We start from the raw sequence: 25511 nt of genomic DNA, 5'->3' as shown, positions 1-25511 counted from the left end.
AGGTGGAAGGCCAGTCGTCGAGTCTGGGGCCGGCAGACCCGACCCATCGCAGCTTCGGACCGGAAGCGCCATCGCGCTCTTGCCCGGAACGCCGCGGAGAGGGAGGCGCCGCGTGATCGGCTACGTCACGGTCGGCGCGGACGACATCCCCCGTGCTGAGCGGTTCTACTCCGCGTTTCTCCTTCCCTTGGGATATTCTTTGACGACTGGGCCGGAAGGCCTGAGTTACGCCCTGCCGACGAAGCCGGGCCGGCACCCCGCGCCGCCGGACTTCTACGTGAAGCCGACATTCGATGGATTTCCGGCCTCGGCCGGGAACGGCTCGATGGTCGCGTTCGAGGCCCGGAGCCAGAAGCAGATCCGCGACCTTCACGCGGCGGCGCTTTCCGCAGGCGGTTCCGACGAGGGGCCGCCGGGCTTTCGTGCCGCCTACGGCCCCCGTTTCTACGTCGGCTATCTGCGGGACCCGCAGGGAAATAAGGTCGCTCTCACCTCGAGCGATCCGGACGAGCCGGGACGCGACGGGTAGGAAGGATCCCGCAGGTCGAAGGCCTTCGCGCGGAGGGGCGCGAGGGCGGGCGACGGCCCCGTCGTAGGACGGGGCGTCGAACTTCTTTCCCCGTGACGTTGACCGCCCGTAGAATTGCGAAGCAGGGTCCGCCGGGGGAAGGCACCGCCCGGGGGAATTGCCATGAACGACGAGAGCGCCGCCGACTGGGGGCCGTTCGGCCGGCCGATCTTCGAGTCGCCCGAGGCGCGGGCGCTGTCGCGGGTCGGCGTGGTGGACGTCGGGTCGAACTCCGTCCGGCTGGTGGTGTTCGACGGGGCCGCGCGCTCCCCGGCCTACTTCTATAACGAGAAGGTCATGGCCGGCCTCGGGCGCGACATGTCCGAGACGGGGCGCCTGCATCCCGAAGGAAGGTCCCGCGCCCTCGACGCCCTGCGGCGCTTCGCATTGGTGGGCGATGCCATGGGCATCCGCCCTCTTTCGGCCGTCGCCACCGCCGCCGTCCGCGATGCGGAGGACGGCCCGGAGTTCCGCGCCGAGGTCGAGCGCGCGACCGGACTGAAGCTCTGGGTGATCGACGGGCGGGAGGAGGCGCGCCTCTCCGCGCAGGGAGTGCTGCTCGGCTGGCCAGGCGCCTCCGGCCTCGTCTGCGACATCGGCGGCTCCTCCATGGAGCTGGCCGAGCTGAAGAAGGGCCGCGTCGGCGCGCGGGAGACCTCCGATCTGGGTCCGCTCAAACTTCTGGGCTGCCGGTCGAAGAAGGATCGCAAGGCCGCGATCTCAAAGGGCATCGCCCGCCTCGCGGCCCAGGTCGGCGGCAAGAAGCAGCCCCTGACCCTCGTCGGCGGCTCGTGGCGGGCCATCGCGAAGTTGGACATGCTGCGGCGGGACTACCCGCTCCACGTCCTCCACGAGTACCGGATGACGGTGAAGGAAGCGAAGGAGACGATCCGCTGGATCGCCGAGAACGACCTTTCGGACCTCAAGGCGCGGTCGGGGCTGTCTGAGTCGCGCATCTCGCTGGTGCCGCTCGCGGGCGAGGTGCTGAAAGCGGTGCTCAACGAGTGGCGCCCGCCCGAGATCCGCGTCAGCGCCTACGGCATCCGCGAGGGGATGCTCTACGAGCAGATGCCCCGTGCCATCCGCGAACGGGACCCCCTGATCGAGGCCTGCCGGTTCTCGGAGGCCAAGGATGCACGCCTGCCCGGTTTCGGGCGCACGCTCTACCGCTTCGTCCGCCCCATCTGGCGCTCCGCCCGGCCGGAGACGCGCCGCCTGATCCGTGCGGCCTGCCTCCTGCACGACGTCACATGGCGGGCGCATCCCGACTACCGGGCCGAGCTTTGCTTCGACAACGCGACCCGGGCGAACCTCGGCGGCCTCACTCACCCCGAACGGGTGTTCCTCGGGCTGGCGCTCATGCACCGCTATAAGAACAGCCGCGACGACGAGCGTTTCGGCAAGGTCCTGTCGCTGCTGCCCGAGGATCGGGTGCGCGAGGCCGAGCGCGTGGGCAAGGCGATGCGCTTCGGGGCGATGCTGTCTGTGTCCGATCCCGGCACGATGGGCGAGCTGCGTTGGGCGCCGAAGAAGAGGGTGCTGGAGTTTCGCATGGACCGCGCGACGGCCGGCCTGTTCGGCGAGGTGGCGGACGCCCGGCTGAGGGCGCTGGGCGCCTCGCTCGAAGCCGAAGTGGTGGTGAAGGGGGCATCCTGAGGGGCGCGCCACGTCCCGTCGCGCCGACCGAAGCCGGCGAAGCACCTAGCGGGGAGATGGGCGCGTGGTACGGCGCCACGCCCAACGCAGGTCTTTTCCCCCTCCCCCGCCTTCTGTAGGGCCGTCCCCGACATCCAAGCGGGAGGGACATCCACCATGCGCGTCTACTACGACCGCGACGCCGACGTGAACCTGATCAAGGGCATGAAGGTTGCCATTCTGGGCTACGGCTCCCAGGGCCATGCCCACGCGCTGAACCTGCGCGACAGCGGGGCCGAGAACGTCGTGGTCGCCCTACGCGACGGCTCGGCCAGCGCGAAGAAGGCCGAAGGCGAGGGGCTGACCGTCATGGGCATCGCCGAGGCCGCCGCCTGGTGCGACCTTCTGATGTTCACCATGCCCGACGAGCTGCAGGCCGAGACCTACCGCGAGTACGTCGCGGGCAACATCCGCGAGGGCGCCGCGATCGCCTTCGCCCACGGGCTGAACATCCATTTCGGCCTGATCGAGCCGAAGCCCGGGATCGACGTGATCATGATGGCCCCGAAGGGCCCCGGCCACACCGTCCGCGGCGAGTATCAGAAGGGCGGCGGCGTACCCTGCCTGATCGCCGTCGACCAGGACGCGTCTGGCCGCGCGAAGGAGATCGCCCTCTCATACTGCTCCGCCATCGGCGGCGGGCGCTCGGGCATCATCGAGACCACCTTCAAGGAGGAGTGCGAAACCGACCTCTTCGGCGAGCAGGCGGTGCTCTGCGGCGGCTTGGTCGAGTTGATCCGCGCGGGCTTCGAGACCCTCGTGGAGGCCGGCTACGCCCCCGAGATGGCCTATTTCGAGTGCCTGCACGAGGTAAAGCTGATCGTGGACCTGATCTACGAGGGCGGCATCGCGAACATGAACTACTCGATCTCCAACACCGCCGAGTACGGCGAGTACGTCTCCGGCCCGCGCGTGCTGCCCTATGACGAGACGAAGGCGCGGATGAAGGCGGTCCTGCGGGACATCCAGACCGGCAAGTTCGTTCGCGACTTCATGCAGGAGAACGCGGTCGGTCAGCCGTTCTTCAAGGGCACCCGCCGCATGAACGACGCCCACCAGATCGAGGAGGTCGGGCAGCAGCTGCGCGAGATGATGCCCTGGATCGGCAAGGGCAAGCTCGTGGACCAGTCGAAGAACTGATCCTCCAGGGGGCCGCCCTCGCGGACGGTCCCCGCCTTCGCCCCCCCGGGACTAGTACATCGTGTCGCCGTAGCGACGCTCGAGGTCGGCGTCGAGGCGCGCGCGCTCGGCCTCCTCCGTCGTTCCGCCGGTCTGGTCCAGCAGCATGCGCATCAAGGAGGGCATCCCTGCCCGATCCTGGAGCGACGCCGGATCCCACAGGCGCGAGCGGCGCAGCGCCTTGGCGCAGTGCAGGAACACTTCCTCCACCACGATGTGAATCGCGACCGTCGAGCGGCGCCCACCCACCTCCGTCAGCGCGAGAAGGGCCGGCTCGTCCGTCACCGTCCCCCGCCCGTTCACGCGCAGTGTCTCGTCGAATCCGGGGATCAGAAAGAGCAGCCCGAGCGCCGGGTTCGCGATGACGTTCGACAAGGTGTCGAGCCGCCGGTTCCCCGGCCGGTCCGGGATCAGCAGCGTCCGCTCGTCCAGCACGCGGACGAAGCCCGGCGCGTCGCCCCGCGGACTGACGTCGGCGCGGCCCTCGGACGACTGGGTCCCGATGGTCAGGAACGGCGACCGGGCAATGAAGGCGGCAGCGTGGGGATCGATCCGCCGGAGCACCTTACGCGTCGCCATCTCGGACGTCGGCGGGAAGAGGGTGCGGAGCGCCGCCTCGTCCCGGATGGCGCGACGGGCCATCATGCCGCCGCTTCGACCGCGGCCGCGATCTCGGCGACCACCTCCTCGAGAAGGGCGGGGTCCTCGTGCTCGCCCATGACGCGGACCTTCGGCTCGGTGCCCGAGGGACGGATCAGGATGCGGCCCTCGCCGTTCAGGCGGGCGGTCGCGGCCGCGACGACGGCGCGTACGGCTTCCGTCTCGTGCGGGCGGGCGCCGCGCGGGATCGAGACGTTCACCAGCTTCTGCGGGACAGGCTCGAACTGACGGGCCAGGTCTGAGGCCGGACGGCCGGTGCGCTGCATCGCCGAAAGGAACTGCAGCCCAGCCATCAGCCCGTCGCCCGTGGTCGCGTGGTCCAGCATGACGATGTGGCCCGACTGCTCGCCACCGAGGTTGTAGCCACCCGCGCGCATCGCCTCGACCACGTGGCGGTCGCCCACCTTCACCCGCACGAGATCGATGCCCCGCGCGTTCAGGAACCGCTCGAGCCCAAGGTTGGACATCACCGTCGCCACCAAGGCGTCGCCACGCAGGCGCCCGGCCTCGGCCCATTGGTGCGCGATGAGCGCCATGATCTGGTCCCCGTCAGCCACGGTGCCGGTCTCATCGACGATCATCACGCGGTCCGCATCGCCGTCGAGGCAGATCCCGACATCGGCGCCATGTGCCACCACTACCTCCGCCGCGGCCTCGGGGTGGGTCGAGCCGCAGAGGCGGTTTATGTTGCGGCCGTTGGGCTCCACCCCGATCGGCACGACGTCGGCGCCGAGCTCCCACAGGATGCTGGGCGCGACGCGGTGGGCGGCGCCGTTGGCGGCGTCGATGACGACCTTCAGCCCGTTCAGCCGCACGCCGGAGGACGCCTTGCAGACCTCCGCATAGCGTCCCCCGGCCTCGTCGATACGCTTCGCGCGGCCGATCCCCTCCGCTGGGACGAGGGGGCCGGGATCGTCGACGAAGCGTGTGATCGCCTCCTCGTCCTCGTCCGAGAGCTTGAATCCGTCCGGGCCGAAGAACTTGATGCCGTTGTCCTCGGCCGGGTTGTGCGAGGCCGAGATCATGATGCCCAGGTCCGCCCGCATGGAGCGCGTCAGATGCCCCACCGCCGGCGTCGGCACCGGACCCAGAAGAAGGACCCCCATCCCCATGGAGGTCAACCCGGCCGTCAGCGCGTTCTCCAGCATGTAGCCCGACAGACGGGTGTCCTTGCCGATCACCACCCGATGCGCATCCTGCCCGTCCTTGCGGAAGAAGGCGCCTGCCGCCCGACCTATCTTCAGGGCCATCTCGGCGGTCATCGGGTGGATGTTGGCCGTTCCCCGGACGCCGTCGGTCCCGAACAGTCCGCTCATGTCACCTCCTCCTTCAGCCCGGCCACGCGCCAGAGGGCCAGGGCCTGCGCCGTCATCGCCGCGTCATGCACCCGCAAGGCTTGCACCCCCCCCAGCGCCGCGCGCAAGGCCACCGCGATCGAGCCGGGCGCCCGGTCGGCAGCTTCCGGCGCGTTCCCGATCACGCCGATGAAGCGTTTCCGGGACGCCCCCAGCAGGAGCGGCCGCCCCAGCACGTGCAGCGCGGGCAGCCCTCGCAGGAGCGCGATGTTGTGCGCCTGCGTCTTGCCGAAGCCGATCCCGGGGTCGAGCAGCACCCGGTCCGCTGCCACCCCGGCCGTCCGCGCGGCCTCCAGCCGCTCGGCAAGATGGGCCGCGACCTCGCCGAGGACGTCGTCGTAGCATGGGTCGTCCTGCATGGTCTCGGGCGTGCCGACCGAGTGCATCAGGACCAACCCGGCCCCCGTCCTGGCGGAGACGACGAGGAGGTCGGGGTCGAACCGGCCCGCCGAGACGTCGTTCACGATTCCCGCCCCCGCCGCCAACGCCGCCTCGGCCACGGCGGCCTTTCGGGTATCGATGCTGATCGGCGTCGTGATCCCTGCCGATCGAATGGCTTCGATCACGGGGGCGGTCCGGGCGATCTCCTCGGCCTCGGGCACCTCGGCCGCACCGGGGCGGGTGGATTCGCCGCCGATATCGATCACGTCGCAGACCCGCGCCAGGGCCGCCGCCTGTGCCAGCGCGGCCTCGGGGCGGTCAAAGCGCCCCCCGTCCGAGAAGCTGTCCGGCGTCACGTTGAGGATGCCCCACACCGCGGGGGCCCCGCCCCCCGGTGCGGCCCTTGGCACGCTCAGCGCACGCAGCACCTCCGCCGGCATGGCGCGCGCCGGCACCACCTCCCCCTCCGGCGCGATGGCATGGGCGAAGCGGGCCGGGCCGCCGGCGAGGGGCACCCCGGCCGGGTCCGGCCCGGCCAGCGGGATCGGCGTCCAGAGCCTCACGCGGCGCGGTGCGGGCGCGCGGCCGTCACGGACGCCGGACCTCGCCTGCGCCCAGCTCTCCCGCCAGCCAGGCGGCGAGGCTGGCACCGTCCGTCTCGACGGGCGCGTCGAAGGCATCCAGCACCATCTTCGACGGCGCCCAGACGACGAGCCGACCGTTGCGCAACGCGTGGTCGATCTCAGTCCGGGTGCCGATCACGACGCAGCGCGGGTCGCGCGCGGCCAAGCGCCAGCCATTCTGCTCGATCGCCAAAAGGTCGATCCGCCGCTGGGCCGCGGCGCCGGCCGCCCGTGGCACCCTCTCCGGCAGTTCGAGGCATAGGACCGCCGGACGCCCCTCGATGGTGTCGATCCGCGCCGGCAGGTCCCAGGCGCTCACGAACGCCTCGCCCAGCAGCAGCACCTCCGGGACCGGTGCATCCCCGGAAGCGGCTTCAGGCGCGCCGCGGCTCGGGGTGCGCACGATCTCGACCCCGAGGGCGCCAGGGCCGCGATCCAGCTTCTCGACGCGCACGAAGACCCGCACGGCCCGCGGCTCGGCCAGCACCCGCTCGGCGACACGTTCGGCGAGCGTCTCGAGGAGGTTCAGCCGGCCGGCCGTGAGTTCGTCGTCGATGGCTTCCGTGATACGATCGTAGGAGAGGATGCGGTCGACGTCGTCCGCCACGTCAGCGGGAGGCGGCGCGACCTCCGCCACCACGTCGAAGGACAACCGCTGCGAGACCCCCCGCTCGGACTGGAAAGCACCGATCTCGGCCTTGCGGACATGGCCCCGCAACGAGATCCGGTCGAGCGGGACGGACGACGCCGTCGCCGCCGCCCGTTCGGATGGATGCGCGAAGGCCAGGCTGATCTCTTCCGTCATGGGGCAGGCCTAGCGCGGCGCGGGTCCTCGCGACAGACGCAAAGCGGCACCGGGATCAGATCGCCTCGGCGAGTTCCGTCTCCGGGTTGTAAAAGATGTGCACCCCGATTTGCGCGGTCTCGAAGAACTCCTCCGCCCAGGACGGCTGCACATAGTTCGCATGATAGAAGAGGGCGCCCCCCGTCAGGTCGTTGGGCGCGATCTCCTCCAGGACGAGATGGGCGATGGCCACCGCGCGCCGGGCGGCCGGGCGGTCGGTCATGCGCTCGGGGATGCCGTCGCAGGTGTATGAGAACTGGCAGGCGTGCAACCGACCGGTGCCTTGGTTCACAACCTCGCAAACCGAATCGGGGAACTGGCGGTCCTGGGTGCGGTTCAGGATGACCTCGGCGACCGCGAACTGGCCGCGCACCGGCTCGCCCCGCGCCTCGTAGTAGATCGCTTCGGCAAGGCAGGCCCCCTCGTCGTCGAGGCCAGGTGCGATGATTTCGTCGAGGAAGGCTCGGGTGTACTCGACCTCGACCCCATCGTCGTCGACCGTGTCCAGGGGCGTGGCGGAAGCAGCGTGCAGCATCGATGAATCGTTCTCCCACCAGAGCGGGGCGACGCCGCCGGGCGCGGCGGCTCGAGCAGCCGAATGCGCCGCATCGGGGCCGACGATCGCACCCAGGGTCGATGCATCCGCCAAGGCGGAGACGGGCACGGATAGAGAGGCCGCCGAAAAAGCGGCTGCGGAAAAGGCGCGAAGCATGTATGCGGTATCCCCTTGGCAGTTCCCGGCGCAGCTCCCCAGCCCGCCGGTCCGGGCGGAGCGGTCGTTTCCACCTCGGACGCGGAAGCTGTATCGGAGCCGTGGCTAACGGTGCAACCTTGCCACAATCTTAAGAAAACGCACTTTGGCGGGAACCTGCTGGTGATGTGGGAACAGATCGGCGGGATTGATGCTGTTGTTGCGGAGGTTGGATCAGATGCCTTGCTTCGGGTTCAGAAGCGTAAGCTGCGCTGCGGCAAGTCGAGCCATCGGCACCCGGAACGGCGAACAGGACACCGCATCGAATCCTTGCTCGCGGCAGAATGCGATCGAATCGATGTCGCCGCCGTGCTCGCCGCAGACCGACAGGGGTATGCCGGGCTTCGCGGCCCGGGCTCGCTCGGCGGCGATGGACAAAAGCTCCCCTACGCCGCTGCGATCGAGCGTGCGGAACGGATCCTCCTGCCAGACGCCCTGATTCACGTATTCCGACATGAACCGTCCGGCATCGTCGCGGCTGAGGCCATAGGTCATCTGCGTCAGGTCGTTCGTCCCGAACGAAAGGAAGTCGCAGAGCGGCGCGATCTCGCCCGCTCGAAGGGCCGCCCGGGGCGTCTCAACCATGCAGCCGAGGCGGAAGGGCACGTCCTGACCGGTCTCGGCCCGTAGCGCGGCGGCGACTTCCTCGATCCGCGCGCGGACCAGCTCGACCTCGCGGCGGGCGGTGACGAGGGGGATCATGATCTCCGGCGGCGGGACGTCGTGGCCCGCGGCACGGGCGCCCGCCGCGGCCTCGAACGCCGCGCGCGCCTGCATGCCGGTGATGCGCGGGAACGCGACCGCCAGACGGACCCCCCGCATCCCGAGCATCGGGTTCACCTCCTCAATCCCCGCGATCCTCCGCTCGACCTCCGAGACGGGCCGGCCCAGGGCCTCCGCCATCTCGAGGAGGCCCTCGCGCGTCGCCGGCAGGAACTCGTGCAGCGGGGGGTCGAAGAGGCGGATGCAGACCGGACGCGGGGCCGTCGCCTCGAAGACGGCGCGCATGTCCCGCCGCTGGAGCGGAAGGAGCCGGGAGAGGGCGGCATCCCGTTCGGCGTCCTCCTCGGCGAAGATGAGCTCGCGCAGCAGGGCGAGGCGGCCCGCCTCGAACATCATGTGCTCGGATCGGCAGAGCCCCACCCCCTCCGCGCCGAAGGCCATCGCGTTCAACGCGTCTTGCGCGGTATCGGCATTGGCGCGCACCCCGATGTCACGCGCGTCGTCGGCCCACGCAAGTAGGGTCTGCGCCCCGTCGCCCGGCGCCGGATCGAGCAGCTGCGGCGCGCCGGCCAGCAACTCCCCCCCGGCCCCGTCCAGCGTCACGACGGCGCCTTCCGCGAGCACCCGCCCCCCTGCCGTGAGGGTACGGCGGGCGGGATCGACGCGGACGTCCCGCATCCCCACGACGCAGGGCAGCCCGAGGCCCCGCGCGATGACGGCGGCATGGGAGGTGGTGCCCCCGCGCTCGGTCAGGATGGCAGCGCAGGCATGCATGCCCCGCACGTCCTCGGGCGCCGTCTCGCGCCGCGCGAGGATGGCCGCGTCGCCCCGGGCCTCGAGCTGCTGCGCGGCCTCGGCGGTGAAGACGAGGCGGCCGGTCGCCGCGCCGGGGCTCGCCGGGACGCCGCGGGCGACGCGATCGCGCACGGCCGCCGGATCGATGCTGCGATGAAGGAGGTGCGAGATCGCCTGCGGCTCGACCCGCAGGAGCGCTGCGGGGCGCGGGATGACGCCGTCCTCCGCCAAGGCCACGGCGATGCGGACGGCCGCCCGCTCCGTCCGGGGCGCGCGGACGGCGTCGATGACGGAGAGCTGCCCCGAAGAGAGCGTGAACTCGATCTGCATCTCCTCGCGCAGGCCGGTGCGGCAGGTCGCGCCGTGGGCGACGAGGGCTTCCACCGCCTCGGGGCAGGTATCCTCGAGGGCGGGCCCGCGCGGGTCCGAGCGCACGAACAGGGCTTCGGGCGCCTGCAGCGCCGCCCGGCCCTGCGACTGCGGCAGGTAGCGGCCCGTGACCTCCGGATCGCCCGTCGTTGGGTCCGCGAACTGGACGACGCCCGCCCCGGAGGCGCCCGGCCCGAGGCCGAGCGCCATGGCCTGGACGACGAGGCCGAGCCCGGCATCCTCCGGCGCGCCGTGCGCCTGCCGCAGGAGGCGGGCGGACGTACTCTCCCATGCGCGGGCCATGGAGCGCAGCACCCCCGCGAGCTGGGTGGCGGGGTCGTCGGGGAACGGCTCGCCGGCCTCGTCCGCGTAGGCGGCGCGGGCCGCTGCCGGGGTGCCGGCGTCGGCGAAGGGCTCGGGGTCGAGGCGAGCGACCTGGGTGGCGTAGGTCTCGACGAGGCGCAGATGGAGCGTGGCGGCGGCCTCGGGCCCGAGCTTGGCGGCAAGCGCGGCCTCGACCGCCGGGTTGAGGCCGATGTTGAGCACCGTCCCCGGCCCGCCCCAGTCCGGATCCTGGCTGGACGGGCGCACCGAGAGGACGGCCCCCGGCCCGAAATGCGCGAGGAGGGCCCCCATGTCCGGCATCTCGCCGCGGGCGATCATGATCACGGTGTCGAAGGGCAGCGCCACGGTGGTAGGCACCGGCAGGCCGAGGCGCACGAGCCGCTGAAGGCACTTGGCCCGTCCCCCGTGGCGCGCGGCGTCGATCCGCGCCGTCTGGGTGACGAGCACGAAGGGCTGGGCGTCGGGCGTGTCGTGCTGCACTGCGGCATCCCCTTTCGCAAGGCAGCATAGGCGGACACACGATCCGGTAAAGGGCAGATGGCCCTCGGCAGCCCGGGCGACGGGGACGCTCCGTCCCTCGAACCCCCCGGGCGGAAACGTTCGCCCTGAAGAACGCGAGAACGCCCTGGACAGCAGCGTCGTGTGCCGGCCTCTCGGGATAGGACGCCCTTCTCGCCGGCATTGCCCGAGGCTCACCGGTGCCGGACCCGGTCGATCCACCGAACCAATCTTCGGGCGCGCTTCCTCCGGGGGTTCGCCCGTTCGGCGCTGAGTTCGGTTCGCTGGACCGATCTCCGGGCGCGCTTCACCCCTCGATGCGGCGGAGGTCGGCCACCTTCAGCAGCGTCGTGCGGATGCGGTGGAGGAGGTTCAGGCGATTGCGACGGATCGCCTGGCGGTCGTCGTTGACCTGCACGGCCTCGAAGAAGGCGTCGATAGGCGCACGGAGCGCGGCCATCTCGCGCATGGCGGCCTCGAAATCCTCTTCGGCCATCGCCTCGTCGATCTTGGGCTCCGCCCGGTCGAGCGCGTCGAAGAGGGCCTTCTCCTCGTCCGCCTCAGCGAACTTGGGGTCGGGGCCGAAGGAGTACTCGACCCCGTCCTGGTCCTCGGCCTGGCGCAGGATGTTGTCGGCGCGCCGGAAGCCCTGGATCAGGTTGGTCCCGTCCTCGGTGTCCAGGAGCGCCTGGAGCGCGGCGGCCCGCTTGGTCAGCAGCGCGAGGTCGTCGGCGTTCGGCATGTGGAGCACGGCGTCGATCACGTCGTGCCGCACGCCCCGGTCGCGGAGGAAGACCTTCAGCCGGTCGTGGAGGAAGGAGAGGAGGTCGGCAGTAGTCTGCTCTGGGGTGGCAAACCGCTTTACCGGCTGGTCCATTCCGTCACCGTCGAGATCATCAAATATTTCCGCGAACCCAGCAACCCGCCCGCTCCGAACGAGCGAGAGCAACTCACCTTCCGGCGAAAATATTCTGCGAGGCGGCGTGTGTTCATCAGCGTCTTCATCGTCTGAATTGTAATCCCAAGGTTGACGCCAGTTTCCTCGTTCATCGGCCATCCCGTCCGGGAGCACGATTGCTCTGTCCTCGTAGATTTGGGCCAAATGAAACTTCTCGAATCGTTGGACGAAAACTCCACCAAGTAAGAGGCGAAGGTCGTTCTCCATCACCAACCGGATCACCCCCAGCGCCGCCCGCCGCAAGGCATAGGGGTCCTTCGAGCCGGTGGGCTTCTCGTCGATGGTCCAGAAGCCGGTGAGGGTGTCGATCTTGTCGGCGAGCGCCACCGCGACCGCGACGGGGTCGGTCGGCACGCCGTCGGAAGGGCCGAGAGGCCGATAATGGGCCTCGGCGGCGTTCGCGATGACCTCGTGCTGCCCCTCGGGGGCGAGGGATGGGTCGGCCAGCAACGCCTCGGCCACGTAGTAGCGGCCCATCGTGCCCTGTAGCTCGGGGAACTCGTAGACCATCTCGGAGGCGAGGTCGGCCTTGGCGAGCTTGGCCGCCAGCTCCGCGGCGTCCGGGTCCGCGCCGACGAATGGGGCGATCTCCCGCGCCAGCGCCGCGATGCGCCCGACCCGCTCGGCTTGGGTGCCCAGCTTGGCGTGGAAGGTGACGGCCCCCAGCTTATCCAGCCACGCCTTCATCCCGGCGCGGGCGACGGCCAAGTCGTTCTCCCAGAAGAACTTGGCGTCCGCGAGCCGCGCCGATAGCACGCGGCGGTTGCCGGACAGGATGGCCTCGCCCCCGTCGGGGGCCTCGATGTTGGCGACGGTGACGAAGCGGACCACCCTGCCCTGTCGGTCCTTCAGCGAGAAGAACTTCTGATGCTCCTTCATGGAGGTGACGAGCACCTCCGGGGGCAGCGAGAGGAACTGGTCGGCGATCTCGCCCATCAGGGGGACGGGCCATTCCACGAGGCCCGCCACCTCCGAGAGGAGGCCGGGATCCTCGACCGGCTCGAGCCCGGCGGCGAAAGCGGTCTGGGCCACGTCGTTCCAGATGCCCTCCGCCCGGTCATCGGCCGAAAGGACCACCTTCGCGCGCTTCAGCCTCCGCTCGTAGTCCTCGAAGGAGGCGACGGAGAACGGCGCCGGCGCCATGAAGCGGTGACCCTCGGTGACGTCGCCCGCATCGATCCCGTCGACGGCGAGCGGCACCACCTCGGCCCCGTCCTCGCGCACGAGGATGCAGAGGATGCGGCGCAGGGGCCGCACCCATCGCAGCGAGCCCGTGCCCCAGCGCATCGACTTGGGCCAGGGAAAGCCGCGGATCGCCCCTTCGAGCACCTCGGCGACGATCGCGGCGGCCGGGCGGCCGGGCGTCACCACGTCGGCCACGTAGAACGCGCCCTTCTTGCCATCGACCTCGCGCAGGGCGGAGCGCTCGACCCCCGCGCCGCGCAGGAAGCCCTCCACCGCCTTCTCCGGCGCGCCGACGCGGGGGCCGCGCCGCTCCTCGCGGATGGTCGGGGATTCCTCCGTCAGCCCCTCCACCGCCAGGGTCAGGCGGCGCGGTGTGCTGAACGCCTCGGCGCCCGCGTAGGTCAGGCCGGCCTCGACCAGACCGTCCGTCATCATGCGCTTGAGATCCTCGCGGGCCTTTCGCTGCATCCGGGCGGGAATCTCCTCGGAGAAGAGCTCGATCAGAAGGTCCATGTCATCCGTCCTCGGGCGGCGGAGGGGCACAGCCCTCCGGCGTGGGTCGGCCGTCGAAGACGACCTCGCCGCATTCGTTGATCTCGTCCCAGGCGAAGCCCCGCCCGTCGGGGTAGAGGGCGACCAGCCGGTCGATCCCGTAGCGGACGTCCCTCGTGCCTAGGACCGCCGCCGCCCGCCCCGCGGCGAGGTCCGCGCCGATCGCTTCGGCGTCGAAGCACTCGTACCACGAGGGGGCGACGGTGGGCACGGCGCCCGGCGCGGGCACGGCCTTCGGCGCGGGCTGGGCGAGGGTGAAGCAGGACCGGTAGGACCGGGGCGAGGTGTCGCGCCCGATCGTCGTGCCGCTCGCGGGGATCGAGACCGCCCCCTCCGGCGTCGTCAGCCCGACGGCGAGGATCTCCTCCGGGTCGCCGTAGCCCAGCCGCGTGGCCGTCCACCACAGGCCGAACGCCCCCAGAAGGGCCGTCAGCACGAGGAAGGCCACCGCGAGCTTGCCGGCGAAGTTCACGCCGCCTCCGCGCCCCCGGCGGGGGTCCGAAGGAAGGCATCGGCGCACATCTTCGCCAGGGCCCGGACGCGGGCGATGTAGCTCTGCCGCTCGGTGACGGAGATGACGCCGCGCGCGTCGAGAAGGTTGAAGATGTGGCTGGCCTTGATGGTCTGGTCGTAGGCCGGATGGGCCATGACGATGGTGCGGCCCGTGCGGGGGTCGACCTCGTCGGCGGCGAGGATGCGGGCGCATTCCCTCTCGGCGTCCTCAAAGTGCCTCAGGAGCGTCTCCGTGTCGGCTACGTCGAAGTTCCAGCGCGAGTACTCGGCCTCCGTCCCGCGGAAGACGTCGCCGTAGGAAAGCGGGATCGGCGCGACGGGGTCGTTGAAGGGCATGTCCATGACGTGGTCCGCGCCCAGGACGTACATCGCCAGCCGCTCCAGCCCGTAGGTCAGCTCGCCCGAGACGGGGCGGCAGTCATGGCCGCCCACCTGCTGGAAGTAGGTGAACTGCGAGACCTCCATCCCGTCGCACCACACCTCCCACCCCAGGCCCCAGGCGCCGAGCGTGGGCGATTCCCAGTCGTCCTCGACGAAGCGGACGTCGTGGAGCGCCATGTCGAGGCCGATCGCCTCCAGCGAGCCGAGGTAGAGCTCCTGCAGGTTCGGCGGGCTGGGTTTGATGATGGTCTGGAATTGGTAGTAGTGCTGCAGCCGGTTCGGATTCTCGCCGTAGCGCCCGTCCGTGGGGCGACGCGAGGGCTGGACGTAGGCGGCCGCCCAGGCGTTCGGCCCCAGCGCGCGCAGGGTCGTGGCCGGGTGGAAGGTGCCCGCGCCCACCTCCATGTCGTAGGGCTGCAGCACGGCGCAGCCCTGGCGTGCCCAGTATTCCTGCAGCGCAAGGATGATGCCTTGGAACGAGCGGGGCGCGTCCGCCATGCTGGGGCCTCCGGGAATGGGTCGCGGGGCGGATAGGCGGCGCGCGGCATGGGGTCAACGCGGGCGGCCGGCATGACCGGCGATGCATCGGGGCCGCACAGACGTGCCCTGTGGGTCGCACGACGTCTCGTGCTGGCCGGCCGCCGGGGCTAAGCATCGGGCGGGGCGGTCCGCCGGCCGGACCAGATGCGAAGGAACTGCCAGGTGAAGCTTGCAACGAAGGCTGGGCTGCTGGCCGCCACGGTCCTCGCCGGGACCGCTGCGGAGGCGCAGCAGGACGGTATCTGGGTGCAGATCGAAGCCCTTCGCAGCCTCGCGGAAGGCGAGGGGCGCGCCCGGACCTATGCGGCGGCCGGCACCCCCGACGTCACGGGCTTCCGCGCGGCCGGCGGCTGGTACGTGGTCGCGCTGGGGCCGTTCGGGGATCGTGCCGAGGCGCGGGCGGCCCTCCGCGCCGCCGGGGGGGCCGTGCCGGGCGACGCCTTCGTGTCGGACGGCGACGCCTACAGGCAGCAGTTCTGGCCGGTCGGCGCGCAGCTCGCCCAGGCCGGCGGCGCGGGCATCGCGCCCGCCGAAGGGGCCGAAGGCTCGCCACCGCCGGGCGAAGCGACCGCCGTGCCCGCCCCGCCCGCCGGCGCGTCCGACGAGACCGTGGAGGAGGCGCGGGCGGCCGAAGCCCTCCTGACCCGCGCGGAGCGGGAGGACGTCCAGCGCGCGCTGGAATGGGCCGGCTTCTACACCGCGGCCATCGACGCCGCCTTCGGGCGCGGCACCCGCGAGGCCATGCGCGGATGGCAGACGGATCGCGGCCTCGCTGCGACGGGCGTGTTGACCACGGGCCAGCGCGCCCGGCTGATGGCCGAGTGGAACGCCCTGTTCGACGACCTCGGGATGGAACGCACCGTGGTCCGCGAGGCCGGCCTCGCCGTCGACATGCCGCTCGCCGTCGTCGCCCCCGGCGGGATCGAGACCCCGTTCGTGCGGTACGTTCCGTCGGATGGCGGCGTGGTCCAGGTCCTCCTCGTCAGCCGGGAGGGGACGCGCGCGGCGCTGGGGGGCCTCTACGAGATCATGCAGGCGCTCGAGATCGTGCCCGAGGAGGGGCCCCGCGTCCTTCGGGAGGACGAGTTCGAGATCGAGGGCACCGATGCCGACATCACCTCGCGCACCTATGCCCGCCTCGAGGACGGACGGATCAGGGGGCTGACGCTGGTCTGGCCCAGGGGCGACGACCGGCTGGATCGGGTATGGGCCCGGATGCGCGGCAGCCTCGCGGAGGTCTCGGACCGGGTGCTGGACGAACGCCGCGCCACGCCGGCGGACGAGCAGGACGTCGACCTTCTGGCGGGGCTGGAGATACGGCGTCCGGACCGCACGGGGGCGGGGGTGTTCGTGGACGCCACCGGCGCGGTCCTGACGGCCGAGGACGTCGTCGCGGGGTGCGGAACCCTGCGCATCGACGACATCCATGAGGCAAGGGTGGAGTGGGCGGAGGCAGGGGCCGCGCTCCTGCGGCCGGAGGAGCCGCTCGCGCCGCCGGCCGTCGCGACCTTCCGCCAGGAGCCGCCGCGCATCGGAAGCGAGGTCGCGGTGGCGGGCTTCCCCTTCGGCGGAGCGTTGGGGCGGGCCAGCCTGACCTACGGCTCGCTACGCGACGTCCGCGGCCTCGGCGGCGAGCCCGAGCGCGACCGCTACGAGATCGCCGCGGCGGCGGGCGACGCGGGCGGGCCGGTCCTCGACGGCTCGGGCTTGGTGGCGGGTCTCCTCCTGCCGCCCGGAGGGGGTGCGCGCACCCTGCCTTCGGGGACCTGGCTCGGCCTCGACGGGCGCGCCTTGGCCGAAGCACTCGCGGCGGGGGGCATCGCCGTGCGCACGGGCGGCGACGCCTCTGCCCTGTCTCCGCCGCAGCTGGCCGAGGCCGCGGCCGAGATGGCCGTGCTCGTCGCCTGCTACGAGCGGTAGGGCACGCGCGGCGGCCGGCCCCTTTGGGGGGCCTCAGGCGCGCCAGAAGGCCGGAACGAAGAGGACGTAGACCGCCAGCACCTCGAGCCGGCCGATCAGCATGGCGGCCGACAGCATCCACTTCGCCGCGTCGGGCAGGGGTGCGAAGTTGCCTGCCGGGCCGATCACGTCGCCGAGGCCCGGCCCGACATTCGCCAGCGCCGTGGCCGCGCCGGACACGGCCGTCAGGAGGTCGAGGCCGGTGGTCCCCAGCCCGATCGTCACGATGGCCAGCGTTCCGATGAACAGGACGAAGAAGCTCATCACCGAGGAGAGGACGTCGTCGCCCACCGGGCGTCCGTCGTAGCGCGGCGCGAACACCCCGTGCGGCTGATGGATGCGCCGAATGTGCGCCTTGATGGACGCGAAGAGCAGCTGGTAGCGGAAGATCTTGATCGAGCAGGACGTCGATCCCGCGCACCCCCCGATCAGGCCGATGAAGAAGAAGGCCGCGACCGGCAGCGCCCCCCAGAGCATGTAGTTCGACGAGGCGTAGCCCGTCCCGGTCAGTATGGAGGTCACGTTGAACGCGGTCTCGCGCAGCGACATGTCTCCGGGCTCCACCGCCCACCGCCACACCGTCATGGCCCCGATCAGCGTCGCCGCGACGAGGAGGAAGGCCCTGATCTGCGGGTCCCGCCAGAGGGGCGCCGGCTCGCCGTTCAGGAACTGCACGTAGCGGACGAAGGGAAGCGCCGCGAGTAGCATGAACAGCGTCGCGGACCATTCGATCGCCGGGCCGAACACCGCGAAGGAGCTGTCGTAGTTCGCGAACCCGCCGGTGGCGATCGTCGTCATCGCATGGACGGCCGCATCGAGCGGCCTCATCCCGAAGCCCAGGTAGGTGAGCGCGCAGACCCCCGTCAGCCCGATGTAGATCCCCGCTATCCGTCCCGCGATGGCAGCGGCGCGAGGCAGGACCTTGTCGGTGTCGAAGGCCTCGGCGCGGAAGATCTGCATGCCGCCGACCTTCAGCTCGGGCAGCAGGGCCATCGCCACGACGATGATCCCGATCCCGCCGAACCATTGCAGCAGCCCCCGCCACAGGAGGATCCCGTCCGGCAGCCCGGCGAGGCCCGTCAGCACCGTCCCGCCGGTGGTGGTAAGGCCCGACATGGCCTCGAAGAAGGCGTCCGTCGCCGAGGCGCCCGTCGCGCCCAGCACGAAGGGAAGCGCCGCGAAGAGGGGAAGCGCCACCCATACCCCCGTCGTCAGGAGGAACGTCTGCTGCAGGGTCAGCTTGCGCGTCACGCCGTTGGCGCAGGCGAGGGCGATCAGCCCCCCCGACAGGGTCGTTATCACGGCGGAAGAGGCGAACACCCCCCAGTGGCCGTTGCCCGCGGCCCAGTCCACCGCCATCGGCAGCGTCATGGAGGCCCCCAGCGCCGCGACGAGAAGACCGATCAGGTAGAGGGGCGGGCGGAGGTCCGGCATGGGGGGCAGCGTTCGCCCCGCCCGGGCGCGGGGTCAACGGCTTGGTGCAAGGGGACCCGGGTGCGTGTGCCCGAAGCCGGCCGCGCCTTCGGCCCATGGCCCGATCGAACCCGGCACGCGCCGCCCGGACCAAGGCCGCGGGCGGGCCGGGCGCGGCCGAGATCACGAACGCGGCCGGCGCCGCCCTGGCGACGGCCCCTCCGGCACGCGGCCAGCCACGCGCCACAGGGCGCACGCCCGCGTCGCGCACGCCGTTCCCACCCCGCCGGAAGTTCCGGTGCAACCTCGCCTAGAGTGGCCGGCGCAATCCGGCGAAGAGGTCGGGGGGCAACGGCCCGGCGAAGGTCTCGCCCTCCGTGAGCACGCTGACCGCATCGTGCGCATGAAGCGACTCCTGATGCGAGCAGGCGACGCAGAAGTCCCCCGCCTCCGACAGCCCGTTCAACCCTTCGGCGAAGAGGCGCGCGGCGTCCTCGACGAAGATCGGGTTCGCGGCGTTCAGCTCTGCGAACGCCTGCTCGTCCTCTCGCTTGACCATCACCTGCACCTCCGTCGGCACCTTGGCGCGGCACATCGCGATGACCTCCGCGGGATCCAGCCCGCCCTCGACCACGACCGAGAGCCGCGCGACCGAACGCTGCGAGTGCGGCGTGGCGAGCTGGCCGCGCGCGCGGCGGGCGTGCTCCGACAGCTCCAGCGAGCAGGGGCAGGTCGACGAGTACAGGTAGTCCACGTGCAGGATGCGCGTGCGGGCCGCCCCTTCGCGGACGACCTCGAAGCCGACGTCGTAGTGCTGCCAGCCGACGAGGCCAGAGCGAAGCGCCTCCTGCTCCAGTGGCAGGCGGATCGCGCAGTGCAGCCGCGCGTCGGCGGTGCCGATCCCGTCCAGGTAGGCGTCGAGGACGTCCTCCATGACGGCCCAGTCGAAGGCCGTGCCCGCACGATCGTAGAAGCCGCGCATGATGCGGGACATGTTGATGCCCTTGCGGTCCGCCTCGAGCGAGACGGTGCCCGTGACGGCCGTCTCCAGCACGTGCTCGCCGTCCGCGACCGCCCAGCGCAGCGGCAGGCGGAAGCCCGCGACGCCCACGTGCTGGATGCGCCGCGGGGCGCCACGGATCAGGGTCGCGGGGCCGTTCTGAAGGTCGGGCAGCGTCGCGCGGTAGGCCGGGTCCGCGACGAAGCCCTCGGGATAGAGGCGCGAGAGGGCGGGATAGCCCTCGGCCACGCCGCCGCCCAGCGCCGACAGCGCGGGGTTCAGCGTGCCTACCTCCAAGGCGCCGCGGCCCCGGGCCCAACGCGTCAGCAGGGCCAGCGCGTCCTCCGCCTCGCGGCGGGTCGGCGTGCGGATGTCGTCGGAAAGGCCGTTCATCGCGCCATCCCCCTTCCACTGCGGCCATCTACATAATGCGGAAGGCCGTGCATTTGAGTCCCCCCGGGGAACGCTCAGGTCATTCCGCCGCGACCCGCCGCGACCCCGCCGAGTCGAGGGCCCCCACGAGGTCGTCGATCAGCTCGTCCGCGTCCTCCAGGCCGACCGAGAGGCGCACGAACCCGTCCGTGATGCCCAGAACGCCGCGCTGGGCGTCCGTCAGGCGCTGGTGGGTGGTCGTGGCCGGGTGCGTGATGATGGACTTCGCGTCCCCCAAGTTGTTCGAGATCAGCGGAATCTCCAGCGCGTCGAGGAAGGCGAAGGCCGCGGCCCGCCCCCCGGCGAGGTCGAGCGAGACCAGCGTCGACGCCCCCTCCATCTGACGCGCCGCCAAGGCGTGCTGCGGGTGCGAGGAGAGGGCGGGATGGATGCAGCGCCGCAGAGCAGGGTGCCCCTCCAGCGCGCGGGCGATCCGCTCGGCACCCGCGGCCTGGGCGCGCACGCGCAGGTCCATGGTCTCGAGGCCCTTGAGCATGATCCAGGATGTGAACGGGCTCATCGCGCCGCCCGTGTGCTTGAGGAAGGGCTCGGCGGTGCCCCGCACGAACGCCTCCGTGCCGAGGATCGCCCCCCCGAGGGCCCTGCCCTGCCCGTCGATGTGCTTCGTGGCCGAGTAGATCACCACGTCGGCGCCCTGCGCCACGGCGTCCGAGAAGACTGGCGTGGCGAAGACGTTGTCCACGAGGACCAGCGCGCCTGCGGCGTGCGCGATCCCGGCGACGGCGGCGATGTCGATCACCTCCAGCGTGGGATTGGCGACCGCCTCGAAGAACACGGCCTTCGTCCCCGGCGTGACGGCCTCGCGCCACTGGTCGAGGTCCGTCCCGTCCACGAACGCCACCTCGACGCCGTAGCGCCGCAGGACCTCCTCGAGGACGTAGAGGCACGATCCGAACAGCGCGCGCGAGGAGACGACCCGGTCCCCGGCCTTCAGCATCGACATGAGCGCGCCCGAGACGGCGGCCATGCCGCTCGCGGTGGCGAACCCGTCCTCCGTGCCCTCGATCGCGGCGAGCCGCTCCTCGAAGGTGGCGGTGGTGGGGTTGCCGTAGCGGGCGTAGATGAACTCGTCCTCGCCGAGCGCCTCGAAGCGTCCGGCGGCGGCCTCCGCGCTGTCGTATACGAAGCCCTGGGTCAGGAAGATCGCCTCGGACACCTCGCCGTAACGGCTGCGGCGGGTGCCGCCATGGACGGCCGTGGTGCGAGGGTGGCGCTTGGGGGGGCGGCGCTCGGCCATTTGGTTCCTCCGATGCCCGGAAGGCGGGGTCCTGCCCCGGACCTCTTTAGCGGCATGTTTCACGTGCCCCGCAATCCGGTGGACAAATCGGCACGCGCGCGGGGTTAGCCCCGGGCGCGCCCGCCGGTCAACCGTTCACCCGCCCTTAACCCCTCCCGTGGCAGAGCCCGCGCGGAGGAGGACATGCCATGCAGACGCGCATCAGACGAAGCCCCGCCGCCATGCCAGTGCGGATCGACGGGCGCCGGGGCCCGCTCCAGGGCCGGATCGACAACATCAGCCGCACAGGCGCCAGGCTCCGCCACGGCGGGGAAGTCCCGAAAGGCGAGCGCCTGGCGATCCGCCTCGCGGGGGAGGACGTGACCGTGACGGTCCTCTGGTCGCGGGGCCCGCTCGCCGGGATCCGCTTCGCGGGCCCCCTCGCGCCCGAGCGGCTGGCGGCCATCGCCGGCGGTGAGCGACCGGAGCTCGAGGAGGGCGCGCCTCAGCGCGTGCCGGCGCCTGGCCCCCCCTCGTCCTCCTGCGGCATGTGCCGCTGCAGCGCCATGATCTGAAACCAGAGGAACGCCATCAGCGCGACGGGAAGGCCGAAGGTCTCGAAGATGACCCAGGTGCGGTCCGACATCGTGCGCCAGACCACCTCGTTCAGGGCGGCCATCGCGGCGAAGACGAGGGCCAGCCGCCGTGTCAGGATCATCCATCCCTCGTCGTTCATGGGAAGGTACTCGCCCATCAGGGGCTTCAGCCAGGACTGCCCCCGCAGCAGCCCGACGGAGAGGAGGAGGCAGAAGAACCCGTAGACAAGCGTCGTCTTCATCTTGAAGAACGCCTCGTCGTTGAACCACACGGTGAGCCCGCCGAAGAACACGACCATCACGAGGGTGAACACCTGCATCCGGCTGATCGCGCCCGACAACCACCAGAGCGTGCCCGTCGCGGCCAGCAGGATCGGCACGAAGACCGCCGCGGCGACGATGAAGCCGGAGTACTCCGTTCCCAGGATGTCGTAGGTCCGGTCCTGCATCCGCAGGTAGATCACGAAGAAGAGCAGCGGCGGCCCCAGCTCCAGCGCTTGCTTGAGCCAAGGCGCGACGGGCCGTCCGCGCCCGGGACCCGCGCCCGCCCCCGCTGAGGCCATGTCGGCCGCCGCGCGGGCAGCCTCGGTCTGGTCGGATCGTTCTGTCATGGTCCCCCTCGGCCGGCAGCCTCGACTAACACCGCCCCGGCGGCGATCAAGCCCATCAGGGCGACGCGCCGCGGGCCGATCCGCTCGCCCAGCACGAGCCAGCCGATGAGGGCGGCGAACACGCGTCGCGTTCGCGGACATGCGCGCCGGTCCCCCGCGCCTGATCGGGTCCGTCACCGTCCGGACCGCGTTCATGGCCGCAGGAGCGATCCTCATCCCGGGCGGCCGGGCCGGGTGCGGAACCTCGCCACCGGGGCGAGCGTGTGGCCCTCGGGGCGGCCGGGGTGGCCTGCGGCGCGGGGCGGATGCCCCCCCCGCGGCGATCACGGCCCGCCCGAGCGCCTCCGCCGGGCCCGTCCGGCTCAGGCATCGTCCAGCCCCACGAGGGCGGCGGCGAACTCCTCCGGGGCGAACGGGGCGAGGTCGCCCACCTGCTCGCCGATCCCGATCGCATGAATCGGCAGGCCGAACCTGTCCGCCAGCGCCACGAGCACCCCGCCCCGCGCCGTGCCGTCCAGCTTCGTCATCACGAGGCCTGTCACGTCGGCGAGGCGCCCGAACTCCTCGACCTGGCGCAGGGCGTTCTGGCCCGTCGTCGCGTCGAGGACGAGGAGGGTGTTGTGCGGCGCGCCCTCGTCGCGCTTGCGGATGACGCGGACGATCTTCGACAGCTCCTCCATCAGGTCCTGCCGGTTCTGGAGGCGCCCGGCCGTGTCGATCATCAGAAGGTCGGCCCCCTCCTCCTCCGCGCGCTTGTGGGCGTCGAAGGCGAGGGAGGCGGGGTCCGACCCCTCGGGCGCCGTCATCACGGGCACGCCCGCCCGCTCGCCCCAGACCTGGAGCTGCTCGACGGCCGCGGCGCGGAACGTGTCCCCGGCGGCGATCACCACGGATTTCCCGGCGGCGCGGAACTGCGAGGCGAGCTTGCCGATCGTCGTCGTCTTGCCCGAGCCGTTGACCCCCACCACGAGGACCACCTGCGGCTTCTTCGGGAAGAGCGGCATGGGCCGCGCGACGGGCTCCATGATCTGGGCGATCTCGCGGGCGAGGATCCTCTTGATCTCCTCAACCCCGAAGCGCCGCCCCATCCGCCCTTCGGCGAAGCGGGCGGAGACGCGTAGGGCCGTGTCTACGCCCATGTCGGCCTGGATCAGCACCTCCTCGAGCTGCTCGAGCATGGCGTCGTCGAGCTCGCGGCGGACGACCGCGGGGCCCCGCCCGAGGAAGCGCCCCAGGATGCCGGGCCTCTGCTGCGGCGCGGGGCCTTCCGCGGGCGCCTCGGCGGGGGGCGGCACGTCGCGCGCGGCAGGCTCAGGCTCGGGCTGGGGCTCGGGCTCGGGCTCGGCGGGGGGCGGCGCGACGGGATCGGGGGGCAGGTCCGGTTCGGGATGGGGCACGGAGGGCGAGGCAGGGCCGGCTGCCGGGGCCTGTCCGGATGCCGGCGGCGGTGCGTCCTCCGCGCCTCCCTCCTCGACGATGGCGTCGAGCCCCTCCTCGATCTTCGAGGAGGACTTGAACATCCGTGCCTTGAGCTTGCCGAAGAAGGACATGGGAGCACCGCCTTTCGCGCCCGACCTAGTCCGTGCGCGAACCCGGTGAAAGGTCCCCATGGGCCCGGCCCCGCAAGCGGGATCCGGCGAAGCGGGCGGCCCGCGGGGGGGCACGAGGCAAGCGAGGGCCGCTAGAAGAGCGTGCCCTGATCGTCCGGACCGGGTTTCGGGCGGGCGCGGCGCGCGGGGCGGGCCGGGGCGTCCTCGGGCACGGCCGCCATCTCGCCGTCCTGGAACTCGATCTGCAGGCGGGCGGCGGCCCGGGCCGGGCCGGCATGGGTCAGCACGCCGCCGGGGCCCCGGACCACCGCATAGCCGCGCCGCAGCGTGTTGCGGTAGCCGAGGGCCTCGTTCAGCGCGCGCAGCCGGTCCACGGCGCGCCTGCGGCGATCGTGATCGCGCCCGGCGGCGGCGGCGAAGGCGGCCTGCGCCGTCCCCAGGCGTCCGCGCGCGTCCCGCGCCCCGCGGAGAAGCGCGTCCGCCCGCAGGCGTCCCGCCCTCTCCTCGAAGCCCCGCCTGGCGGCGCGGGCGGCGCGGCCGAGGGCGGCGGCGGCACGGTCGCCTTGCGCCTTCGTGCGCTCCCTCCGGGCATCGGCGGCGCGGCGGGCCCCCTCCTCCAGCCGGCGCCCCGCCTCGCCGAGGCGGGTCCGCTGCGCCGCGATCCCCGCCGAGAGGAGGCGCGGCCGCAGCGCGCCGGCCAGCCGCTCCAGCGCGAGGCGGCGGCGGGCGGTGCCGCCGCGCAGGGCACCGGGAAGCCGCTCGGCGGCGAGGTCGAGGCGCTGGCGCGGCCCTTCGGTCAGCGTCTCGGGACGCGGCAGGGCGCGGGCGAGGTCGCGCACCCTCTGCCGCCGCCCCCGCACCGCCTCCGCCCCGGCACGGATCAGCCGCGCGTCGAGCTGGCGGACCCCCGCCAGCAGCTCGGCCCGGACGGGGACGGCGGCCTCGGCCGCGGCGGTCGGCGTGGGCGCGCGCAGGTCGGCCGCGTGGTCGATGAGGGTCGTGTCCGTCTCGTGCCCCACGGCGGAGATGAGGGGGATGTTGCAGGCGGCGGCCGCGCGGACGACGACCTCCTCGTTGAAACCCCAGAGATCCTCGATCGAGCCGCCCCCGCGCGCCACGATGAGGACGTCCGGCCGGGACGGCCCGGTCATCGCGTCGAAGCCGCCGATCGCCGCCGCGACCTCCTCGGCGCTGCCGCGGCCCTGGACGGCGACGGGCCAGACGAGGACGCGGCGGGGGAAGCGGTCGGCGACGCGGTGCAGGATGTCGCGGATCACCGCGCCGCCGGGCGAGGTGACGACGCCGATCGTGCGCGGCAGGAAGGGCACGGCGCGCTTGCGCGCGGGGTCGAACAGCCCATCGGCGGCGAGCTTCCTCCGCCGCGCCTCGAGCTGGGCCATCAGCGCGCCCGCGCCCGCCGGGCGGACGTCGTCGACGACGATCTGGTACTTCGACTGCGATCCGAAGGTGGTCATCCGGCCCGTGACGACGACCTCCATCCCCTCCTCCGGGCGATGGGCCAGCCGGGCCGCCTGGCCTTTCCAGGCGACGGCGGCCACGACGGCACGGTCGTCCTTGAGGTCGAAGTAGAGGTGCCCCGACCGCGCCGCGAACACGCGCCCGACCTCGCCGCGCACGCGCACCCGGCCGAACCCGTCCTCCAGCGCGCGCTTCACCGCGCCCGACAGCTCGGAGACGGAGAAGGCGTGGGCGTTGTCGCCGCCGACTGCGGGGCCGCCTTCGTCGTCGATCAGGTCCATGCGCGTTGCTCCCCTTCGGGGCGTCCGGCATAGGACGC

Annotated in this window: 20 protein-coding genes, 1 pseudogene and 1 riboswitch; of the genes and pseudogenes, 5 read left to right on the top strand and 16 right to left on the bottom strand. The window is 72.0% G+C overall.

Annotation, left to right across the window (positions count from 1 at the left end; translation table 11 throughout):
• Positions 1 to 112: 112 nt before the first annotated feature.
• The 3 genes from BCF33_RS00450 to ilvC all read left to right on the top strand — a co-directional run bounded on the left by BCF33_RS00450 (position 113) and on the right by ilvC (position 3403).
• Positions 113 to 529, top strand: coding sequence for a VOC family protein (locus BCF33_RS00450; RefSeq protein ID WP_106158993.1), 417 nt, complete (start codon positions 113 to 115; stop codon positions 527 to 529).
• A gap of 162 nt (positions 530 to 691) precedes the next feature.
• Positions 692 to 2224, top strand: coding sequence for a Ppx/GppA family phosphatase (locus tag BCF33_RS00445; protein WP_106158992.1), 1533 nt, complete (start codon positions 692 to 694; stop codon positions 2222 to 2224).
• A 156-nt stretch (positions 2225 to 2380) separates the two neighbouring features.
• Positions 2381 to 3403 (top strand): ketol-acid reductoisomerase, encoded by a 1023-nt coding sequence (gene ilvC, locus BCF33_RS00440; protein WP_106158991.1) that lies wholly within the window; start codon positions 2381 to 2383, stop codon positions 3401 to 3403.
• Positions 3404 to 3454: 51 nt separating this feature from the next.
• Here ilvC and BCF33_RS00435 read toward each other — a convergent pair whose 3' ends face one another.
• The 9 genes from BCF33_RS00435 to BCF33_RS00395 all read right to left on the bottom strand — a co-directional run bounded on the left by BCF33_RS00435 (position 3455) and on the right by BCF33_RS00395 (position 14873).
• A complete protein-coding gene (locus BCF33_RS00435; protein ID WP_106158990.1) occupies positions 3455 to 4087 on the bottom strand; it encodes an MSMEG_1061 family FMN-dependent PPOX-type flavoprotein in 633 nt (210 codons plus the stop codon).
• A complete protein-coding gene (glmM, locus tag BCF33_RS00430) occupies positions 4084 to 5418 on the bottom strand; it encodes a phosphoglucosamine mutase (RefSeq protein ID WP_106158989.1) in 1335 nt (444 codons plus the stop codon). The genes BCF33_RS00435 and glmM overlap by 4 nt, the downstream gene beginning before the upstream one ends.
• Positions 5415 to 6401 carry a dihydropteroate synthase gene (folP, locus tag BCF33_RS00425; protein WP_245883671.1) on the bottom strand — a complete coding sequence of 329 codons (987 nt, stop codon included), beginning with the start codon at positions 6399 to 6401 and terminating at the stop codon, positions 5415 to 5417. Before folP ends, glmM begins: the two co-directional genes overlap by 4 nt.
• A gap of 25 nt (positions 6402 to 6426) precedes the next feature.
• Positions 6427 to 7266 (bottom strand): dihydroneopterin aldolase, encoded by an 840-nt coding sequence (locus tag BCF33_RS00420; protein WP_106158987.1) that lies wholly within the window; start codon positions 7264 to 7266, stop codon positions 6427 to 6429.
• Between the two features lie 55 nt (positions 7267 to 7321).
• Positions 7322 to 7840, bottom strand: a complete 519-nt coding sequence (locus tag BCF33_RS00415) for a cell wall hydrolase (protein ID WP_106158986.1) — start codon at positions 7838 to 7840, stop codon at positions 7322 to 7324.
• A 390-nt stretch (positions 7841 to 8230) separates the two neighbouring features.
• On the bottom strand, positions 8231 to 10768 hold the full coding sequence (locus tag BCF33_RS00410; protein WP_106158985.1) for a putative PEP-binding protein: 2538 nt from the start codon (positions 10766 to 10768) through the stop codon (positions 8231 to 8233).
• A 325-nt stretch (positions 10769 to 11093) separates the two neighbouring features.
• On the bottom strand, positions 11094 to 13442 hold the full coding sequence (glyS, locus tag BCF33_RS00405; RefSeq protein ID WP_106158984.1) for a glycine--tRNA ligase subunit beta: 2349 nt from the start codon (positions 13440 to 13442) through the stop codon (positions 11094 to 11096).
• A 1-nt stretch (position 13443) separates the two neighbouring features.
• Positions 13444 to 13953 (bottom strand): DUF6446 family protein, encoded by a 510-nt coding sequence (locus tag BCF33_RS00400; protein ID WP_146132754.1) that lies wholly within the window; start codon positions 13951 to 13953, stop codon positions 13444 to 13446.
• Entirely contained in the window at positions 13950 to 14873 is a 924-nt protein-coding gene (locus BCF33_RS00395) for a glycine--tRNA ligase subunit alpha (RefSeq protein WP_106158982.1), read from the bottom strand. The genes BCF33_RS00400 and BCF33_RS00395 overlap by 4 nt, the downstream gene beginning before the upstream one ends.
• A 204-nt stretch (positions 14874 to 15077) precedes the next feature.
• Here BCF33_RS00395 and BCF33_RS00390 point away from each other — a divergent pair, with 204 nt between their 5' ends.
• A complete protein-coding gene (locus BCF33_RS00390; RefSeq protein ID WP_158259321.1) occupies positions 15078 to 16835 on the top strand; it encodes a trypsin-like peptidase domain-containing protein in 1758 nt (585 codons plus the stop codon).
• A gap of 33 nt (positions 16836 to 16868) precedes the next feature.
• Here BCF33_RS00390 and BCF33_RS00385 read toward each other — a convergent pair whose 3' ends face one another.
• The 3 genes from BCF33_RS00385 to metZ all read right to left on the bottom strand — a co-directional run bounded on the left by BCF33_RS00385 (position 16869) and on the right by metZ (position 20977).
• Positions 16869 to 18308, bottom strand: coding sequence for a TrkH family potassium uptake protein (locus BCF33_RS00385; protein WP_106158980.1), 1440 nt, complete (start codon positions 18306 to 18308; stop codon positions 16869 to 16871).
• A 289-nt stretch (positions 18309 to 18597) separates the two neighbouring features.
• Complete coding sequence (gene folE2, locus BCF33_RS00380) at positions 18598 to 19680, bottom strand: GTP cyclohydrolase FolE2 (protein ID WP_106158979.1); 1083 nt, start codon at positions 19678 to 19680, stop codon at positions 18598 to 18600.
• 79 nt (positions 19681 to 19759) lie between these two features.
• A complete protein-coding gene (gene metZ, locus BCF33_RS00375; protein ID WP_106158978.1) occupies positions 19760 to 20977 on the bottom strand; it encodes an O-succinylhomoserine sulfhydrylase in 1218 nt (405 codons plus the stop codon).
• A 25-nt stretch (positions 20978 to 21002) separates the two neighbouring features.
• A riboswitch (SAM riboswitch) is annotated at positions 21003 to 21081 on the bottom strand.
• Positions 21082 to 21165: 84 nt separating this feature from the next.
• Between metZ and BCF33_RS00370 the strand changes: the two genes are divergently transcribed.
• Entirely contained in the window at positions 21166 to 21531 is a 366-nt protein-coding gene (locus tag BCF33_RS00370) for a PilZ domain-containing protein (RefSeq protein ID WP_106158977.1), read from the top strand.
• On the opposite strand, the gene BCF33_RS00365 is transcribed toward BCF33_RS00370, so the two are convergent.
• The 4 genes and pseudogenes from BCF33_RS00365 to xseA all read right to left on the bottom strand — a co-directional run bounded on the left by BCF33_RS00365 (position 21462) and on the right by xseA (position 25473).
• Positions 21462 to 22115, bottom strand: a complete 654-nt coding sequence (locus BCF33_RS00365) for an inner membrane-spanning protein YciB (protein WP_106160128.1) — start codon at positions 22113 to 22115, stop codon at positions 21462 to 21464. The genes BCF33_RS00370 and BCF33_RS00365 overlap by 70 nt on opposite strands.
• Positions 22116 to 22159: 44 nt before the next feature.
• A pseudogene (locus tag BCF33_RS00360) lies at positions 22160 to 22294 on the bottom strand (multidrug transporter); the annotation flags it as partial.
• Positions 22295 to 22525: 231 nt separating this feature from the next.
• Positions 22526 to 23713, bottom strand: a complete 1188-nt coding sequence (gene ftsY, locus BCF33_RS00355) for a signal recognition particle-docking protein FtsY (protein WP_106158976.1) — start codon at positions 23711 to 23713, stop codon at positions 22526 to 22528.
• Between the two features lie 131 nt (positions 23714 to 23844).
• Positions 23845 to 25473, bottom strand: coding sequence for an exodeoxyribonuclease VII large subunit (gene xseA / locus BCF33_RS00350; RefSeq protein WP_106158975.1), 1629 nt, complete (start codon positions 25471 to 25473; stop codon positions 23845 to 23847).
• Between the last annotated feature and the right edge of the window lie 38 nt (positions 25474 to 25511).

It is taken from the genome of Hasllibacter halocynthiae, assembly GCF_003003095.1.
Taxonomy (GTDB): Bacteria; Pseudomonadota; Alphaproteobacteria; order Rhodobacterales; family Rhodobacteraceae; genus Hasllibacter; species Hasllibacter halocynthiae.
This window is presented reverse-complemented; position numbering and strand designations above follow the sequence as displayed.

Coding starts and splice junctions, on each gene's coding strand:
- BCF33_RS00445 (WP_106158992.1), top strand. CDS start 692: ATGAACGACGAGAGCGCCGCCGACTGGGGGCCGTTCGGCCGGCCGATC.
- ftsY (WP_106158976.1), bottom strand. CDS start 23,713: ATGTCCTTCTTCGGCAAGCTCAAGGCACGGATGTTCAAGTCCTCCTCG.
- BCF33_RS00420 (WP_106158987.1), bottom strand. CDS start 7,266: ATGACGGAAGAGATCAGCCTGGCCTTCGCGCATCCATCCGAACGGGCG.
- BCF33_RS00395 (WP_106158982.1), bottom strand. CDS start 14,873: ATGGCGGACGCGCCCCGCTCGTTCCAAGGCATCATCCTTGCGCTGCAG.
- BCF33_RS00435 (WP_106158990.1), bottom strand. CDS start 4,087: ATGATGGCCCGTCGCGCCATCCGGGACGAGGCGGCGCTCCGCACCCTC.
- BCF33_RS00365 (WP_106160128.1), bottom strand. CDS start 22,115: ATGGCCTCAGCGGGGGCGGGCGCGGGTCCCGGGCGCGGACGGCCCGTC.
- BCF33_RS00385 (WP_106158980.1), bottom strand. CDS start 18,308: ATGCCGGACCTCCGCCCGCCCCTCTACCTGATCGGTCTTCTCGTCGCG.
- folE2 (WP_106158979.1), bottom strand. CDS start 19,680: ATGAACGGCCTTTCCGACGACATCCGCACGCCGACCCGCCGCGAGGCG.
- BCF33_RS00415 (WP_106158986.1), bottom strand. CDS start 7,840: ATGCTGCACGCTGCTTCCGCCACGCCCCTGGACACGGTCGACGACGAT.
- glyS (WP_106158984.1), bottom strand. CDS start 13,442: ATGGACCTTCTGATCGAGCTCTTCTCCGAGGAGATTCCCGCCCGGATG.
- ilvC (WP_106158991.1), top strand. CDS start 2,381: ATGCGCGTCTACTACGACCGCGACGCCGACGTGAACCTGATCAAGGGC.
- glmM (WP_106158989.1), bottom strand. CDS start 5,418: ATGAGCGGACTGTTCGGGACCGACGGCGTCCGGGGAACGGCCAACATC.
- metZ (WP_106158978.1), bottom strand. CDS start 20,977: ATGGCCGAGCGCCGCCCCCCCAAGCGCCACCCTCGCACCACGGCCGTC.
- BCF33_RS00370 (WP_106158977.1), top strand. CDS start 21,166: ATGCAGACGCGCATCAGACGAAGCCCCGCCGCCATGCCAGTGCGGATC.
- xseA (WP_106158975.1), bottom strand. CDS start 25,473: ATGGACCTGATCGACGACGAAGGCGGCCCCGCAGTCGGCGGCGACAAC.